The 16,347-nt window shown below is 38.6% G+C and carries 14 protein-coding genes; 11 read left to right on the top strand and 3 right to left on the bottom strand.

All coding sequences use genetic code 11. From position 1 onward, the window contains the following. The first annotated feature begins 10 nt into the window (after positions 1-10). From ASG38_RS09260 to ASG38_RS09230, 7 genes are all read left to right on the top strand, one after another. A complete protein-coding gene (locus ASG38_RS09260) occupies positions 11-1,117 on the top strand; it encodes a glycosyltransferase (protein WP_056069600.1) in 1,107 nt (368 codons plus the stop codon). Further along, entirely contained in the window at positions 1,108-1,659 is a 552-nt protein-coding gene (locus tag ASG38_RS09255; protein WP_056069597.1) for an RNA polymerase sigma factor, read from the top strand. The genes ASG38_RS09260 and ASG38_RS09255 overlap by 10 nt, the downstream gene beginning before the upstream one ends. A gap of 111 nt (positions 1,660-1,770) precedes the next feature. Continuing rightward, positions 1,771-3,228 (top strand): T9SS type A sorting domain-containing protein, encoded by a 1,458-nt coding sequence (locus ASG38_RS09250; protein ID WP_162239686.1) that lies wholly within the window; start codon positions 1,771-1,773, stop codon positions 3,226-3,228. A 211-nt stretch (positions 3,229-3,439) separates the two neighbouring features. Then, complete coding sequence (locus tag ASG38_RS09245) at positions 3,440-4,288, top strand: energy transducer TonB (RefSeq protein WP_056069592.1); 849 nt, start codon at positions 3,440-3,442, stop codon at positions 4,286-4,288. Between the two features lie 184 nt (positions 4,289-4,472). After that, positions 4,473-5,345, top strand: a complete 873-nt coding sequence (gene lipA / locus ASG38_RS09240) for a lipoyl synthase (protein WP_056069590.1) — start codon at positions 4,473-4,475, stop codon at positions 5,343-5,345. Positions 5,346-5,387: 42 nt separating this feature from the next. Next, entirely contained in the window at positions 5,388-6,389 is a 1,002-nt protein-coding gene (gene gap, locus ASG38_RS09235) for a type I glyceraldehyde-3-phosphate dehydrogenase (protein ID WP_056069587.1), read from the top strand. A 30-nt stretch (positions 6,390-6,419) separates the two neighbouring features. After that, positions 6,420-8,597, top strand: coding sequence for an ATP-binding protein (locus ASG38_RS09230; protein ID WP_056069584.1), 2,178 nt, complete (start codon positions 6,420-6,422; stop codon positions 8,595-8,597). Between the two features lie 353 nt (positions 8,598-8,950). Here ASG38_RS09230 and ASG38_RS09225 read toward each other — a convergent pair whose 3' ends face one another. Beyond that, complete coding sequence (locus ASG38_RS09225; RefSeq protein WP_056069581.1) at positions 8,951-9,763, bottom strand: purine-nucleoside phosphorylase; 813 nt, start codon at positions 9,761-9,763, stop codon at positions 8,951-8,953. Further along, positions 9,735-10,757, bottom strand: coding sequence for a tetraacyldisaccharide 4'-kinase (gene lpxK, locus ASG38_RS09220; RefSeq protein WP_056069579.1), 1,023 nt, complete (start codon positions 10,755-10,757; stop codon positions 9,735-9,737). The genes ASG38_RS09225 and lpxK overlap by 29 nt, the downstream gene beginning before the upstream one ends. A 118-nt stretch (positions 10,758-10,875) precedes the next feature. Between lpxK and ASG38_RS09215 the strand changes: the two genes are divergently transcribed. The 3 genes from ASG38_RS09215 to ASG38_RS09205 are packed head-to-tail and all read left to right on the top strand — an operon-like array spanning position 10,876 to position 13,666. Continuing rightward, positions 10,876-11,970 (top strand): Nif3-like dinuclear metal center hexameric protein, encoded by a 1,095-nt coding sequence (locus ASG38_RS09215; protein WP_056069576.1) that lies wholly within the window; start codon positions 10,876-10,878, stop codon positions 11,968-11,970. 3 nt (positions 11,971-11,973) lie between these two features. After that, positions 11,974-12,753, top strand: a complete 780-nt coding sequence (locus ASG38_RS09210) for a zinc ribbon domain-containing protein (protein ID WP_056069573.1) — start codon at positions 11,974-11,976, stop codon at positions 12,751-12,753. Positions 12,754-12,790: 37 nt separating this feature from the next. Next, positions 12,791-13,666, top strand: coding sequence for an alpha/beta hydrolase (locus tag ASG38_RS09205; protein ID WP_056069570.1), 876 nt, complete (start codon positions 12,791-12,793; stop codon positions 13,664-13,666). A gap of 13 nt (positions 13,667-13,679) precedes the next feature. On the opposite strand, the gene ASG38_RS09200 is transcribed toward ASG38_RS09205, so the two are convergent. Next, complete coding sequence (locus ASG38_RS09200; protein ID WP_056069567.1) at positions 13,680-15,350, bottom strand: S8 family peptidase; 1,671 nt, start codon at positions 15,348-15,350, stop codon at positions 13,680-13,682. A 160-nt stretch (positions 15,351-15,510) separates the two neighbouring features. Between ASG38_RS09200 and rluF the strand changes: the two genes are divergently transcribed. Continuing rightward, entirely contained in the window at positions 15,511-16,335 is an 825-nt protein-coding gene (gene rluF, locus ASG38_RS09195; protein WP_056069564.1) for a 23S rRNA pseudouridine(2604) synthase RluF, read from the top strand. Positions 16,336-16,347 lie beyond the last annotated feature (12 nt).

The raw sequence follows: 16,347 nt of genomic DNA, 5'->3' as shown, positions 1-16,347 counted from the left end.
CCAAGCTTATATGTTGACTATTACTTTTTATGCGTTTATCGGAGTTGTGGCTTTACAGTTATTCTATTACATTGTTGTTTTCGGGAAATTTTCTTTTGCAAAGCCACAAAAAAGCACCCCAAAAAGAATTCCTATTTCTGTAATCGTATGTGCCAAGAATGAAGAAGAAAATGTAAAAAAGTTTGTTCCGCTTTTGGCAGAGCAAAATTATCCGGATTATGAAATTATCCTGATCGACGATGCCTCGAGCGATAATACTTTGGATGTTTTTGAAGAATTTGAAAAACAATATTCCAACATCCGTTTGGTAAAAGTTCAAAATAACGAAGCTTTTTGGGGCAATAAAAAATTCGCGCTCACTCTGGGAATAAAAGCCGCTAAAAACGAATACCTTCTTTTTACCGATGCCGACTGCTATCCTTCTTCCAAAGAATGGATTAAAGAAATGAGTTCGCAATTTACAATGAGCAAAACTATCGTATTGGGTTATGGAGCCTATGAAAAAATTGCCGGTTCGTTCTTAAATAAAATCATCCGTTTCGAAACCATGCTTACTGCCGTACAGTATTTTTCCTGGGCAAAAATGAAGCATCCTTATATGGGCGTCGGAAGAAACCTGGCCTACAAAAAAGAAGAGTTTTTTAACGTAAATGGCTTTATTGACCATATGAAAATCAGGTCTGGCGATGACGACCTTTTTATCAACCAGGCTTCCACTAAAAAAAATACGACCATTTGTTTTACTCCGGAAAGCTTTACCTTTTCAGAACCTAAAAAAACGTTTAAAGATTGGTTTGACCAAAAAAGAAGACATGTTTCAACCGCGTCTTTCTACAAAGCTTTTGACAGAATGCAGCTGGCAGTTTTCTTTCTGTCACAGTTTTTATTTATTGTTTTGGCTGTAGTACTGCTTGCTTTCCAGTTTAACTGGATGATTATCGTGCCAATTGTAGCGGGAAGATACCTTTTCTCCTGGATTTCCTTAGGCTATTCTGCCGGCAAGCTAAAAGAAAAAGATGTTATTTATTGGTATCCTGTCATTGAAATAATGCTTATATTCACACAATTGAATATCTTTATAACAAACCTCTTTTCAAAGCCTGTCCATTGGAAATAAAAAAGCAAATAGAGAAAGCTAAAGTCGGAGACCAGGTTGCCTTCACTACTCTATTGGATTATTACTGGAATGAAGTCTACGGATTTATGCTCCAGAGAACGCAAAACGAAACCGATGCGGAAGATATCACTATAGAAACTTTTGCCAAAGCATTCGACAAAATTGCCACCTACAATCCCGATTTCCAATTCAATACCTGGCTGATTTCCATTGCTAAGAATGTTCATATCGACATGCTCCGCAAAAAAAAATCTACTCTTTTTATTGATATAACCGATGAAGAAGACAGTCAGGCCTATAACATTGCCGACAGCTCTCCTTCTGCGGAAGACAAACTGATTACCGAACAAAACCTGTCAAGACTCCTCCAATGCATTAAGGAGTTAAAACCACACTATCAGGAAGTCATACAGCTTCGTTATTTTCAGGAGTTAAGCTATCAGGAAATTTCGGAAGAGCTTGAAGAGCCTTTAAGCAACGTAAAAATAAAATTGCTCCGTGCCAAAAAGCTTCTGGCCGAAATCATCAAAAACAAACGATAGGCGGCTTTCATTTTCAAGTAGTATTTTTTTTAACAGGGCGCTTTTGTAAAAAAGCGTAATTTTATATTGTTAACCAATCATATACTTAAAATGAAACAAAAACTATTTTTCATGTTAGCCGTCTTCCTTTCGATGACGGCGGCAAAAGCCCAATACACCACGCCTAACACGGGTGTAACCTGGAGCCTCGACGACCTGGTAGCGAATTCCTCAGGTGCTTTAACCTTATCAGCAGGAATTTATACCCTATCCCAAAACCTTACAATTGCAGCCAATGATGCTATTGTAATCAATACAGATGCTACCCTGAAAATTAATGCCGATATCGGAATTCTTGTCAATGGCGATTTTACTTCCGATGCTGATGCAATTACCATTACGGCAACGAATACTGCAACTCCATACAATGCCATAACTTTTGAAACAGGGTCTAGCGGTTATTTCAGGAACACAACCATCAGCTATGGAAAAGGAATACGTGTAGCTACTCCTGATTTTGAAATGCAGTCCTGTGTTATGTCATATCACATGAATGGCTCAACGACGAGTTCGGCCATAAATTTCTCAACTGGTGGAAACGCATTAATCAACAATTCCAGATTTTTATTCAATTATTATCCTGCTTTTAGCTCAGGAGCCAACCAGTCTGTTGCCCCAACACTGACCAATAATTATTTGGAAGGAAACAACCAATCCAACGGAAACCGCCCGCAAATTAACATGGGGCCTAGTGGTGCCGATACGTTGAGAATAGTAGGTAACACTATTAAAGGCGACCGGACAAAAATCAGGACCGGAGGTATTGGAGCTTCAAATTTACTGGGAGGAGGTCAACTTAAAGTCATAATCGACAATAATATTGTTACTGACAACCGTTATGGCATCACTGTTGTTGGAGCCGCTTCATCAGGATATATCAGAGGTAATATAATTGAAGATAATAACTCCCAGAACATTCCTGCAGAAGGAGGAAGTGGTATTTCGTTAAGTGCTTCCGGGGCATCAACAATGAACATTATTGCAAGCCGTAACCAAATCCGAAGAAACCTTTGGGGTATTACGGTAATCGGGACTGCAAGAATCAATTTGGGCGACACCAATGAAGCTACTTTTAATGAAGGCGGTAACATATTCTCAGAAAATGGAAATACTGGAACAGCCTATGCTTTGTACAACAATACCGCATTCCCTATAATGGCCAAGAACAACTGTTGGATTGAAGGCCAGACTCCTACAGAGGCACAGGTAGAAGCCGTAATCAGCCACCAGGTTGACGATAATACTTTGGGACTGGTTACCTTTACTCCTTTTGGTTGTGATGCCTTATCAAATCCTGATTTTACAGTTGTAAAACCTATCATTTATCCTAATCCGAGTAAAGGAAATATTGCCATAGATACACCCGAAAACGGAACATTAAAAATATTTTCCATCAACGGGATGTTTATCAGCAGTTTTGACTTGAATGCCGGAACAAATACTATCAAACTGGATTTACCTGCGGGAATTTATGTCACAAAAACAGAAACAAAAGACAAAAATTTCAGCAATAAGTTAGTTATTCAATAAGCAAGCTATTCCATAATTATTTAAGGCAGGCCCGACTGGGCTTGCCTTTTTTTATTAAGTTAAAAGAGGATTAACTTTAATTGGCAATTTATAAACATAAAATTGCTTTTTTATTTAAAAAATAAGCAATAAAAAAGTTAACATTAACGTTATGTAATTAAACACTTCCAGCTTATGGGAAACATCTACGCTAACTTAAAATTATGCAATCATGTCAAACCTCAACATTTTTAGCCAAAGCTGGAACGAAAACGTTTTTGAAGGAAGAAACAAAGAATATGGCGCTTACCAGCTACGCCAGGAAAATCCAAAAACTACCCTGAAAGCATTATTTTTTGGAACTTTAGCCTGTGCTTCTTTAGTGAGCATACCTATTATTTCTAATTTGCTGACAAATAAAGGGCAGGGGGAAATTATTTGTACAATACCCGCTGAACTGCCTCCTGTAACTTATGTAAATTTGGGTATCAAACCTGAAATAAAACTGGAGAATACAGTTGCTGCTAAACCTGAAAAATCATCAGCGAAGCAAACCAAATATGTGACCCCAATAATAACTGACAATCAGACCACCCCGCAAGATGTAGCAACAATTGACCCTGCTAAAAATATCAAAACGGGCGATTCTGATAATCCCGGCGATAACATGGGGGCTGTAGCTCTTGGAAACAGCTCAATTGACGGGACAGGAACCGAACCTGCATTTGGAAATACCGGAACCGCTACAGACCCCGGAGATGGTATCTTTACAAACATAGGACTTCAGGCCAGCCCTGAATTTCCGGGCGGTATCAAAAACTTCCTGGCTTTGGTCGGAAAAAATTTCAGACTGCCAGAGATAGGAGAAAAAGCAACAATGAAAGTGTTTGTTTATTTTGTAGTCGAAAAAGATGGAACGCTGACGAATATAAAAGTGGTAAGAGACCCCGGTTACGGATTAGGAGCTGAAGCCATTCGCGTTTTAAAATCTATCAAAACAAAATGGAAACCCGGCATCCAGAACGACAAACCCGTGAGAACGGCCTACAACCTTCCTATCACCGTTGAGATAAAAAATTAAATTTAGTAGTTAGTTAACTATTTATTTCAAAAAGCCCTGCATACTGTGCGTGCAGGGTTTTTTATTGGTTTTAGCTACATCTTCAATAGCTATTCCTTCTTTCACTCAACACCAAATTTCACTAACATCACATTAACGTAATAAATAAAAACATTCGTTATCTTTGTGCTTTCAATTTAGAGTTATGGACACTGTTTTAGATAATGCTATTTTACCTACAGGAAAGCCAAAATGGCTCAAGGTAAAATTACCTATAGGCCAAAAATATACAGAACTTAGAGGATTAGTCGACAAGTACAAACTGAATACTATCTGTACGTCAGGAAGCTGTCCGAATATGGGAGAATGCTGGGGTGAAGGAACGGCAACATTTATGATTCTCGGAAACGTCTGTACGCGTTCGTGTGGTTTTTGCGGCGTAAAAACAGGCCGGCCGGAAACTGTAGATTGGGATGAACCGGAAAAAGTAGCCCGTTCTATCAAAATAATGAATATCAAGCATGCGGTTGTCACCAGTGTTGACCGCGACGATTTGAAAGACGGCGGTTCAATTATCTGGATGGAAACCGTAAAGGCCATCCGAAGAATGAATCCAAACACTACACTTGAAACTTTAATTCCAGATTTCCAGGGAATCGAAAGAAACATAGACCGAATCGTGGAAGCCAATCCGGAAGTAGTTTCACATAACATGGAAACCGTACGAAGACTAACCCGCGAAGTACGAATTCAGGCAAAATACGACCGTAGCCTTGCCGTGCTTAAATATTTAAAAGAAAAAGGGATCAACAGGACAAAATCAGGCATTATGCTTGGTTTGGGCGAAACAGAAGAAGAAGTCATCCAGACCTTACACGACCTTCGCGAAGCCAATGTAGATGTTGTAACGATTGGCCAATACCTGCAGCCAAGTAAAAAACACCTGCCGGTAAAAGAGTTTATCACACCAGACCAATTTGCCAAATATGAAAAGATAGGATTGGAATTAGGTTTCCGCCACGTAGAAAGCGGTGCTTTGGTAAGGTCATCTTACAAGGCCCAAAAACACATTCTTTAAATTGTAAGTTTACAGTTTGACTTTTTGAAACTGACCATACCAATGACTAAAACCAGGATTGCCATTAATGGATTTGGCAGAATCGGAAGAAATCTATTCCGCTTACTGCTTAACCACCCAACCATTGAAGTTGCGGCCATCAACGACATTGCAGACAACCGAACAATGTCACATCTCATTAAATACGATAGCATTCACGGCGTATTGCCATTCGAATGTTCTTTTGACCAGGACAATATCATTATTGACGGAAAACCCTATCCGTTTTTTCATGAAAGAAGTATTTCAAATCTGGATTGGAAATCGCTGGATATTGATGTTGTCATAGAAGCTACAGGAAAATATAAAACTTTTGAAGACATCAATCTCCATATCCTGGTTGGTGCCAAAAAAGTAATCCTGTCTGCTCCTTCAGAAACCGATAAAATCAAGACCGTAGTTTTAGGTGTTAACGAACACATACTGGACGGCACCGAAAAAATCATCTCGAATGCAAGCTGCACAACAAACAATGCAGCTCCTATGATAAAGGTCATTAATGACTTATGTGGTATTGAGCAGGCCTATATCACTACCGTACACTCTTACACAACAGACCAAAGCCTGCACGACCAGCCTCATAAAGACCTTAGAAGAGCGCGTGGCGCGGCCCAATCCATTGTTCCTACAACAACCGGAGCCGCCAAAGCACTGACAAAAATATTTCCTGAACTGGATGGTAAAATTGGAGGAAGCGGTATTCGCGTTCCTGTTCCGGATGGCTCACTAACAGACATTACCTGTTATGTGAAGCGTGAAGTCACCATCGAAGAAATCAACAAAGCGTTCCAACAGGCCTGTCAAAACCAGTTCAACGGAATCATGGCCTATACAGAAGACCCAATCGTTTCTGTAGACATTTTAGGTAACAGAAATTCCTGTTTATTTGATTCGCAACTCACCTCGGTAATTGACAAAATGGTAAAGGTTGTAGGGTGGTATGATAACGAAATCGGATATTCTTCGCGCCTTGTCGATTTAATTTTATTAACAAATAAGAAATAGCTACTTTTATCCTTTATCAAGGATTTTAGAATGAAGCATTTACCACTTTTCTTTATTCTTCTTTTTTCAACGCTGTTACCCGCACAGCATGACAAACTTATGTCTGAAAAAATCGATAGTGTTGACTATTATATTCAGCTGGCCAACTTTAACCTAAAGATAAATAATTACCAGAATGCGTTGGAAAGCTCTCAAAATGCCATTGAAGTCTCACAAAAAAAAGGGAACAAAGAACAGGAAGCAAATGCCTACACTTTTTTAGGAAGTATTTATTTCGAACTTAAAAAGTATGATGACGCTATCGAAACCTATGTGCGCAGCATCTCACTCTATAACGACCTCGAACCCTCTACAGAACAGGCCTATTGCTATTACAATCTCGGGTTATGTTATATGGAAAAAGGAAAATATGGTGTAGCCGAAATTTATTTTGATAAGGCAAATGTCATTTATGAAACCATTGACATTCCGGATGCAAAAGAATTACTGAACCTTCAGAAAGGAATCCTGTACAAAGCCAAGGGCAAAACCCAGTTGGCAGCCACTATCTTTAATTCCATTATTGCAAAACCCGATAATAATGACAGTTTCAAGACCAAAGCCGAAGCCTTATATCAGATGGGCGCTATTGAATTTGAAGCCGGCCGAAATAATCTGGCCTTGAATTATCTAAGACGGGCACTGGATTTAAATGCCAAAAGCGACAACTTCGAACAGAAGTCAAAAATCCTGAAACTGATTAGCGAAACCTATGAGAAAATGATGGATATTGACAATTCGTTTATCTATCTGAAAAAACACCTGGCACTAAAAGATTCTATACTAAGGCTCAACAGTCAAAAAATTGGCGCAGAAGCTTTCGAAAAATTTAAGGAAAGCGAGCAGATGAAAACCATCAAGCAGAAAGATAAAGAAAACCGGGAGCAGAAAAAATTAATTAAGGTGTCCAAACTCACCAGCGTGTTGAGCATTGCCCTCATAACGATTCTTTCGCTTTTGAGTTTGTCACTCTACAAAAACAACATTATCCGAAACAGGACGAACAAACAGCTGCAGGAAAAAAATACGGAGCTTGAAATCGCCAAAGACAAGGCCGAAAAAGCATCACAGGCCAGAGCCGAATTCTTATCTACCGTAAGCCATGAGCTCAGAACGCCATTAAACGCCATTAACGGCATTACGCATTTGCTGATTGAAGAAAATCCGAAAAAATCCCAAATCGAATATCTGAAATCGCTTAAATTTTCAGGAAACTATCTACTGACATTCATCAATGAAATCCTGGAAATCAACAGGATTGAATCCAACAATATAGAAATTGAAAACATCTGTTTCAATCTAAGGCAGCTTTTGACAGACATCCAAAACTCATTAAAAGAGATTGCCAGCCAGAACAATATTGATTTCGGATTGGAAATTGACCCGGAAATCAACACTTCGTTTTCGGGCGACCCTACAAAGCTTTCCCAGATTTTTATGAATCTGATTAACAATGCCCTGAAATTTACGGAAAACGGAACCGTTATTGTCCGTGCCAAACTTTTGGGAGAGACAGAAACCAGACAAAATATTTATTTTGAAATTGTAGATACGGGTATCGGAATACCAGCTGAAAAACAAGAGGTTATTTTCGAAAGCTTTTCGCAAGGTTCCGTTGAAATCAACAGAAAATATGGAGGAACCGGTCTTGGGCTGGCCATTGTAAAACGATTGGTTTCTTTATTGGGCGGTACCATCAAATTAGAAAGCACCATTTCCAAAGGTTCTAATTTCAATTTCAGCCTCGAACTGGAAAAGGGAATCGAAAACAAAGAATCCCTAAAACTTTTCACAAACGATTCTGATTTTGTCGATAAAAAAGTACTGCTGGTTGAAGACAATAAAATCAACCAGATGGTTACCCGGAAAATGCTGGAAAAGAAGCAAATTCAATGCGAAATCGTTGACAACGGAGAAGATGCCATAGAGGCTGTCAGAGAAAACAAATACGACCTTGTGTTAATGGACGTGCATCTTCCCGGCATAAACGGAACCATTGCCACTCAAAGTATCCGAAAATTTGACAAAAAGACGCCAATCATAGCCCTCACGGCTATTTCACTGAATGAAAACAGGGAAATGCTTCTTTCATTTGGCATGACCGATGTAATCACCAAACCTTTTAATCCGGACGTTTTTTACAGGGTTATTGCTGAGTCAATGAGCTAGACTAAATGACTATCGGGAAGTGTATACAGATAAAGTAAAATTGACTTTGATACTGTCGGTTCACAGCGATTTTATTTTAATCGCTGATTTAAGAAATTCATGCTATAATTAGGTAACGTTCAATTTCTATTATTAAGAACTTTGCGGCTCTGCGCCTTTGCGAGCAATTATTTCACGCAAAGGCGCAGAGCCGCAAAGTATAAAGTCTTATCAAAGAAAAGGTTATGAAAGTAAGCCTTTTTCGGGTTTTCTTTTATTTTATATGAATTCTTTAAATCTGTCTAATCATTTTGATCTGTGGCTAAATCCACTATTCTTTGATTTCGTATAAAATAACCGATAGTCATTTAAGATTAATTTCTTGAAATCAATTCCCTGATAAGCGTTCTCACTTTTGGCTCCGCCTTTTTGGCTGCTTCAAGCACTTCGCTATGGGAAACAGAGTCGATATTATGTTCATCACCCATATCTGTAATGACAGAAATTCCAAAGCATTCCATATCCATATGACGTGCTACTATAACTTCCGGTACGGTCGACATCCCAACACAATCAGCACCTAAGATTTTTACCATTCTGTATTCTGAAAGCGTTTCAAACGTTGGCCCCTGAAGTCCGTAATAAATTCCGTCTTTTACTTCAATATTCAGCTCAATAGCAATTGCCTTGGCCTTATTGATTAAGTCTCTTGAATAAGGCTCACTCATGTTCACAAATCTTGGTCCAAATCTTTCATCGTTATGGCCCCTTAACGGATGTTCAGGCATCATGTTGATATGGTCGTAAATTACTACAATATCACCAACCTTATAAAAAGGATTCACGCCCCCGGAAGCATTGGAAACAACCAATCGCTGAACGCCCAGGTATTTCATCACTCGCACCGGAAAAGTCACTTCTTTCATATCGTAACCCTCATAAAAGTGGAAACGCCCCTGCATGGCAACTACTTTTTTACTGCCAATGGTTCCAAAAACCAAAGCTCCTTTATGGCCCTGAACGGTTGAAACAGGAAAATTAGGAATTTCACTGTAAGGCAATGTAAACTCAATCTGGATATCTTCTGTAAAACCGCCAAGTCCGGAGCCTAGTATAACCCCATATTCCGGTGAAAAATTGGTTTTTGACTTTATATAATTAACGGTTTCTTGAACTTTTTCCCACATAATTTAAAATTGTTTTATCAAAATCATCACCTCCTGATATGAAATCGCTCTTTATTGGAAGATAGAAAAGCTGGCTGTCCGGTAGTTTTCCTTTTAATCGGACAAAATCTTTTTCGGTTGTAATGATTTTTTTGTCTTGTGCTTTATTTTTTATTTCTGCAATATCTTTTTCCGTAAAATGATGATGGTCCGGAAAAGTCATGACTACATCGTTATCGCTTTGCAAATATGCGAAAAACGGTTCGGGTTTGGCTATTCCTGCCAAAAGTAATTTATCAACATCCTTTATTTCGGAAACGGCAAGCTGGTTTTCTTCGGAAAAAACAAATGTATCATAGGCTATGGTCGTAAAGCATAATTTTTGGTCCAAATCTATTTTTAATTTCCGTTTAATATCATATTGCTCCTTTGCCGAAAGATTGGGCGGACATTTTGTAACCACAATGATTCCCGCCCGTTCTGCCCCACTTCTACCTTCACGCAGGTTTCCTGCCGGCAATATGAAATCATTCACATACAAATCACCATAAGCTGTGAGCAAAATATAAAATCCCGCCCTGACTTTCCGGTGCTGATAGGCATCATCCAGTAAAATGATTTCCGGTTGTACGATTTCCAAAAGCTGCTCGATTCCATTTTTTCTATCAGCATCAACAGCCACATTAATATTGGGGAATTTTTTATAAAACTGGAAAGGCTCATCTCCTAAAAGGGCAGCATCAGAATTTTCATCCGCTAAAACAAATCCTTCTGATTTTCGCTTATAGCCCCGGCTCAAGGTTGCCACTTGATATTCCGGAGAAAGCAAACGAATTAAATATTCAATCAGAGGTGTTTTACCCGTTCCGCCCACACTAAGATTGCCTACAGCAATCACAGGAAGGTCAAAGGAGTAGGATTTAAGTATTCCCTTGTCAAAAAGAAAATTCCTAATGCTTGTTATTAATCCGTATAAAACAGAAAAAGGAAGAAGTATTTTTCGTAGTAACATCATAGTACGAAAATATAATATTTTATCTTTGAAACATAAAGCAAATCCGAATTTAAAAGGCTTTTTACAGCCAAAGCCTTAAAACAAATCACCTCAGATTGATAAAATTTCATTTAAAGTTATGAAAATAAAAGAAGTAATTTCCGTTATAGAAACCATGGCACCGCTGGCCTATGCAGAAGATTTTGACAATGTTGGCCTACTCACAGGAAATCCGGAAGACGAAACCACAGGAATACTGGTCTGCCATGATGCCTTAGAAAATGTGATTGACGAAGCCATTTCAAAAAAGTGCAATATGGTTGTTTGCTTCCATCCTATTTTATTTTCAGGGCTAAAGAAAATTACGGGCAAAAATTATGTTGAACGCGCCGTATTGAAAGCCATCAAAAATGATATTGCAATTTATGCCGTACACACTGCTTTAGACAACCATCAAAACGGGGTAAACAAAATTTTTTGTGATGCTTTAGGGCTGCAGAACACCAAAACTCTGGTTCCAAAGGAAAACTTCATCCAAAAATTAGTTACTTATACGATTCCTGAAAACCATCAAAAATTGCGAAATTCCTTATTCGATGCCGGAGCCGGAAACATTGGAAATTATGAAAACTGCAGTTTCAATACGCAGGGAATTGGCAGCTACCAGGGCAACGAAAACAGCAACCCTGAAATTGGAGAACGTGGTGAATTTGTGGAAAATACCGAAATAAAAATAGAAGTCACTTTTGAAAAACACCTGCAAAGTAAAATTCTGAAAGCCTTGTTTTCCAACCATGTCTATGAAGAGGTTGCCTATGAAATCTACGACCTGAAAAACAGCCACCAAAACATAGGCCTGGGAATGATTGGCGAATTGGAAACTGAAATGCCGGAAAAAGATTTCCTGCTGTTCGTAAAAAACAAAATGAAAGCGGACGGAATCCGACATTCGGAATATTTGGGAAAACCAATTAAAAAAGTGGCAGTACTTGGTGGTTCGGGAAGTTTCGCCATTAAAAAGGCCATACAGGCCGGTGCCGATGCATTTTTGACTGCCGATTTGAAATACCACCAGTTCTATGAAGCTGAAAACCAACTACTTTTAGCCGACATCGGGCATTATGAAAGCGAACGCTATACAAAAAATTATATAGTTGATTATCTTACGAAAAAAATTCCTAATTTTGCAATCATTTTATCAGAAGAAAATACAAATCCAGTTAAGTACTTATAAAATATGGCGACTACAAAAGAATTGAGTGTTGAAGACAAGTTAAGAGCGATTTATGACCTACAGCTAATCGACTCAAGAATTGACGAAATCAGAAATGTTAGAGGTGAATTGCCTTTAGAAGTAGAAGATTTAGAAGATGAAGTGGCTGGCTTGAGCACACGTCTTGACAAATTGAAAAATGACCTGGAAGTTATCGAAGAGCAGATAAAAGGAAAAAAGAATGCTATCGACGAGCATAAGGAAGCCATCAAAAAATACACAAAACAACAAGAAACCGTTCGCAATAACAGAGAATTCAACTCTTTGACTAAAGAGGTAGAATTCCAGGAGCTTGAAATCCAATTGGCTGAAAAGCAAATTAAGGAAATGAAAGCTTCTATTGAGCACAAAAAGCAGGTAATTGCTGATTCTAAAGAAAAATTAGAAGCAAAATCGGCTCACCTAAAACACAAAAAATCAGAATTGGAAGCTATCATGTCTGAAACAGAAAAAGAAGAAATCTTCCTTACTGAAAAATCAGCTGAATATGAAGCTTTAATCGAAGAAAGATTACTGCAGGCTTACAAGAGAATCAGAGGAAGCGTTCGCAACGGATTGGCAGTAGTTTCAATCGAAAGAGGTGCTTCTGCAGGTTCTTTCTTCACGATTCCACCACAAACTCAAATGGAAATTGCTTCCCGTAAAAAAGTAATTACAGATGAGCATTCAGGAAGAATCTTGGTTGATGCAGCCTTAGCTGATGAAGAAAAAGAGAAAATGGAGAAATTATTTTCACAATTCTAGATATATTTAGTCCCGATAATCATCGGGACTTTTTTTTATGAAAAAGATAAGCAATTTTCTTCTCGCCAAATCTGTAGGATTGTATATCAACCTGCTCAGTTACGTATTTCCAAAGAAAGCGTCACAACTGGCCTATAAGTTTTTTAGCGAGCCAAGAACAGGAAAGCTTTTCTCAAATCAGATGCCGGATGTACTGAAAAATGCCAAAACAGAAATCCTAAACCTTCACGAACACCAATTCCCGGTATATATTTGGGAAGGTAATGACACCTATGTATTACTTGTGCACGGATGGGAGAGCAATGCTTCGCGTTGGGAAAACTTTCTCCCTTATTTGAAAGAAAGCGGCAGCACAATTATTGCCCTGGATGCGCCGGCTCACGGCTTGTCATCAGGAAGAGAATTTAATGTGCCCCGATATGCCGAGTTTGTAAACGTAGTGGTTGAAAAATACAAACCGCAATTTTTAGTAGGACATTCCATGGGTGGGGCCACTTCCCTATATTACCAACACCTTTATCAGAATAAGGCCGTAGAAAAATTAGTTTTATTGGGCGCTCCTTCTGATTTACAGACTTTGGTTTTAAATTATGCAAAATTGCTGAGCCTGAATCTAAAAGCCATCAGCATGATTGAGAACCATTTTATGGAACATTTCAAAATCAAAATTGAAGAATTTTCCGGAAAGGTATTTGGCTCGAAAATTAAAATAAAAGGGCTCATAGCCCATGATATTGATGATGATGTGGTTTCCTTTGAAGAAGCTAAAAAAATAGTAAGTTCCTGGAAAGAAGCCGTCTTTATAGAAACCAAAGGCCTGGGACATAGCATGCATGATGACATGCTGTATCAGAAGATATGCTCTTTTCTGTTTGAAAAAGACAATTATAGGGATAAAAAAAGAGCATCTTAATGATGCTCTTTTTTTATTTCTTCACTATTTTTTTAGTCTGCGTTTTGTTTCCATCAGTAACTTTCACAAAATACAGTCCCTGTGAAAATGAACTCAGGTCAATTGTATTTTCCTCTGCTATCGCTCCTTTATAAATAAACTGTCCCAAAGAATTGCTGATTTCAACTTTTGCATTTGCTGACAGGTCTTTTGTTTTGATGGTCAATCTGTCCTGAACCGGGTTAGGATAGGCTATAAATTCCAGTTCGCTCCATTTTTCCCTGCTTAAAAACTCATCCTGAATATAAAGGATGGCTGCCTCCATATCCGGAAACTGGCCAATGTTTCCTGTAGTTGCTGTTCCTTGTGGCAAACCCGTATTTTTAAGGAGATTCCTCATCTGCACAGAAGTCATATAATTTCCGGTAAGACTATGATAATAGGATTGCAAGACAATGGCACAAGAAGCCACAATAGGCGTTGCCGAACTCGTTCCTGAAAAATTGGTATAATATTGATTGAAATCACCTCCTATTTGCTGTGCATCACCATAACCCGATGAAAAAACACCCGTTCCCCAGCCTTGTACATCTACCCTGTCACCATAAGTACTGAAAGAAAGCTTATTGTGGTTTATTGTATTATCTCCGGCTCCAACAATAATGGCTCCGCTATTGCCTCTGTTTCTATAGCTTTGATAAACCGCATCATCCAGATTTTCTGCACCATTGCCTGCAGCGGCTACGATTACCATTCCGGCATCGGTTGCTGCTTTGGTCAAATCCCAAATTGTACCAGCATATTCTGCCGGTCCAAAATTTCCCTGGGCTCCTGTTGCCTGCATCTCATAAATCAAAACATCGCCTGCTGTAGAATTTGCTATGGCCTGTGTAACGGCATTAACACGATTATATCCGGATTGCTGCCATTCAGGAGCGAGCATCATTTCTGCAGCTCCATAAGCCATTCCTGAAATGCCATAAGTGCCTTTATCTCCATATACGATACCAAAAACTGCCGTTCCGTGTTCCGTGAAACTTACACTGGCACTAGCAGAAATTGTCATTCCCGGTGCTATTGAAACATTTCTTTCATTTAAATCTTCATGGCTGGCATTAAAACCATATTCTACATCACGTACTCTTATTCCTGCTCCCGTAAGATTCAATCCCCAGGCATAGGTCATGTTTACACCGGGATTGGGTCTGATATAGTTTTGGTTTACCTCAAAATTTGGCGTTGTCGGGGCAATATCATAAGGTGGTTGTACAGGCTCTAAAGAATTTAATGAGCAATATTCCACTTCCTGAAGTCCTTCCATTTTTTTTGCCAGTTCCAATAGCCTTTCGTTGGTAGGATTGTCAATTCTTACTTTAAGTATGTTGCGTAATTTTGCTACAGAATTTCCCTTTCCGGTAAGTTCAATTGCCTTCTGCTCCATTTCTTCAAGCTTTTCGTCAGAAATCAATATTCCTTTTTCCAAAACAATATTATATTCTTCCTGCAATACCTTAAAGTTTGGTATTCTTTCAAGGACTACAGCCTGATATGCCTCTCCTTCAAAATGCAATGTTGGTTGAAAAGAAACATACAATTCGTGAGATGCACTTCCTTTTTCCAAAACAAAACTGCCTTTTCTGTCCTGCCCGAAGGAAACGGATAGCGAAAACAAGGCACAACTTATAACAAGAGTAATTTTTTTCAAAATAATTGGGCTTTAGTTATTATGCATAAAAATCTGATGCAAGATATATATTTTTCAGACACACTAACTTGGCACTTATTAATATTTATCTGTTTCAAAGCAACTTATATAAATAATCAGGATGTTTTCCTAAAAAGTAAATTAACCCTACCTTTGCATTATGGAAGAAAATATCAAGCGTCTCAATAAATTTATTGGCGAAACAGGCTATTGTTCACGCCGTGAGGCAGACAAACTTATCGAAGAAGGCCGTGTGACCGTTAATGGCTCTGTAGCCGAAATGGGCACAAAAGTTTCCCAAAATGATGAAGTGCGTATTGACGGAAGGCTGATTGTTGAAAAAAAGGAAAAGCCAATTTATCTTGCTTTCAACAAACCGGTGGGAATTGAGTGTACAACCAATCAGGAAGTCAGGAATAATATAGTTGACTATATCAATTATCCTACTCGTATTTTCCCTATCGGACGTTTGGACAAAGCCAGTGAAGGTTTGATTTTTATGACAAACGATGGCGATATTGTCAATAAAATCCTCCGGGCACGTAATAATCACGAGAAAGAATATATTGTAACCGTTAACAGACCGATTACAGACCGGTTCATTGAAAGAATGAGCAATGGAGTTCCTATTTTAGATACTGTAACCCGGAAATGTAAAGTGGAGCAGGTTAGCAAATATATTTTCAAGATAATCCTTACCCAGGGACTGAACCGCCAGATTCGCAGAATGTGTGAGTATCTGGGTTATGAAGTTACTGCACTGAAGCGTATCCGTATTATCAATATTTCGCTTGACGTTCCGGTTGGCCGATACAGGGAACTGACAGACAAGGAAATAAAAGATATGAACCAACTGATTGAACCTTCAAGCAAAACAGAAGAAGCAAGCCTTCCAAAACCGGAACCGAGGCAACCTCAGCAAAGAGTTATCCGAAAAATTCCACCAAGAAATAAGGACAATAGAAATTTCAGAAAAGACAGATAAAATAAAAACCCA

Origin of the sequence: Flavobacterium sp. Leaf359, from assembly GCF_001423985.1 — a bacterium.
In the GTDB taxonomy this organism is placed as follows: domain Bacteria; phylum Bacteroidota; class Bacteroidia; order Flavobacteriales; family Flavobacteriaceae; genus Flavobacterium; species Flavobacterium lindanitolerans.
This window is presented reverse-complemented; position numbering and strand designations above follow the sequence as displayed.

What these genes read in the sequence shown, in the direction of transcription:
- ASG38_RS09260 (WP_056069600.1), top strand. Translation starts at nt 11, where the DNA reads ATGTTGACTATTACTTTTTATGCGTTTATCGGAGTTGTGGCTTTACAG.
- ASG38_RS09250 (WP_162239686.1), top strand. Translation starts at nt 1,771, where the DNA reads ATGTTAGCCGTCTTCCTTTCGATGACGGCGGCAAAAGCCCAATACACC.
- ASG38_RS09245 (WP_056069592.1), top strand. Translation starts at nt 3,440, where the DNA reads ATGTCAAACCTCAACATTTTTAGCCAAAGCTGGAACGAAAACGTTTTT.
- lipA (WP_056069590.1), top strand. Translation starts at nt 4,473, where the DNA reads ATGGACACTGTTTTAGATAATGCTATTTTACCTACAGGAAAGCCAAAA.
- gap (WP_056069587.1), top strand. Translation starts at nt 5,388, where the DNA reads ATGACTAAAACCAGGATTGCCATTAATGGATTTGGCAGAATCGGAAGA.
- ASG38_RS09230 (WP_056069584.1), top strand. Translation starts at nt 6,420, where the DNA reads ATGAAGCATTTACCACTTTTCTTTATTCTTCTTTTTTCAACGCTGTTA.
- ASG38_RS09225 (WP_056069581.1), bottom strand. Translation starts at nt 9,763, where the DNA reads ATGTGGGAAAAAGTTCAAGAAACCGTTAATTATATAAAGTCAAAAACC.
- lpxK (WP_056069579.1), bottom strand. Translation starts at nt 10,757, where the DNA reads ATGATGTTACTACGAAAAATACTTCTTCCTTTTTCTGTTTTATACGGA.
- ASG38_RS09215 (WP_056069576.1), top strand. Translation starts at nt 10,876, where the DNA reads ATGAAAATAAAAGAAGTAATTTCCGTTATAGAAACCATGGCACCGCTG.
- ASG38_RS09210 (WP_056069573.1), top strand. Translation starts at nt 11,974, where the DNA reads ATGGCGACTACAAAAGAATTGAGTGTTGAAGACAAGTTAAGAGCGATT.
- ASG38_RS09205 (WP_056069570.1), top strand. Translation starts at nt 12,791, where the DNA reads ATGAAAAAGATAAGCAATTTTCTTCTCGCCAAATCTGTAGGATTGTAT.
- rluF (WP_056069564.1), top strand. Translation starts at nt 15,511, where the DNA reads ATGGAAGAAAATATCAAGCGTCTCAATAAATTTATTGGCGAAACAGGC.